At 38.6% G+C, this 1,066-nt stretch carries 1 protein-coding gene; it reads right to left on the reverse strand.

From position 1 onward, the window contains the following. Positions 1 to 272: 272 nt before the first annotated feature. On the reverse strand, positions 273 to 968 hold the full coding sequence (locus AB0C76_RS41530) for a M20/M25/M40 family metallo-hydrolase (protein WP_359976021.1): 696 nt from the start codon (positions 966 to 968) through the stop codon (positions 273 to 275). Positions 969 to 1,066: the final 98 nt, after the last annotated feature.

Consider the following 1,066-nt stretch of genomic DNA (forward strand, 5'->3'; position numbering starts at 1 on the left):
GTTGTATCTTCCAAATTCTTCAAAAAACCTTTACCGGACGTAAGCAACGCATATTCTGGAACGTTATTTGTCATCAAGACAGAGAACTCGGAATTTGTGGACACATACAAAACCTTGTCATTAAGTGACATCGCAGTATCGTAGTTTGACGGACGGTGAATTAAATCTCGTCCATAATACAACCTTTTTCTGGACAGAGGATAGAAATATTTTTATAAGTTTATTAAATAACGAAGGAGCAACTTTAGCTACAAATCTTGCTATTTGTAAATCTACATTTTTTTATTGAAAAATAGATAGTTTATAGTTACAGTTGCAACTGCTTTAGCCGCGATTAAAATACTTTTCTCATTCATTTTAAATAAAGGGCTATGATGGGGATAATTTCCGCCGTCTTCAGGCTGTGCACCAATGTAAAAGAAAGTACTTGGTACAACTTGCCCATAATATGAAAAATCTTCAGAAGGATTTTGTGGTCCTAAATCGACTATATTATTGACTTCTGAAATATTCTGATCTTTTAAGCTGTCAACTACAAAGTGAGTGAGATTTTCTGAATTAAAGAGTACAGGATAGTTATCGTCATAATCTACAATCACTTCAACCCCAAAGGTTACTCCAACGCCTTTAGCAATTTGTTTCACTTGGTCTCGGATGACTTTTCTAGTTGTTTCTTTCATCATCCGAACATCCCCTTTTAACACTACTTTATCTTGTATAGCATTAAAACTTCCTGCTCCATCAAATGATCCAATAGTTACAGTACCCATGTCAAATGGATCTATTCTTCTTGAAATTACTGTTTGGAGTTCAGTTACAAAGTAACTAGCGGCTACTATTGCATCATTACTTAATTGTGGCATAGAAGCGTGACCTCCGTTTCCTTTGATTGTAATGGTGAAATTAGAACGTCCCGTTTGAGTTTCTTTATTATGATAGGCAATGACCCCTGTTTTAATTGTAGTCATCACATGAGGGTCCCACGGCGGCTCGACGAACGGCAGGACCTCGGACCAGTCCGTGTTGCCAGGCACGGGCGGCGACCTCGACGCGGTTGCGGGCGCCG

This window comes from Kitasatospora sp. NPDC048722 (assembly GCF_040650235.1).
Classification (GTDB): domain Bacteria; phylum Actinomycetota; class Actinomycetes; order Streptomycetales; family Streptomycetaceae; genus Kitasatospora.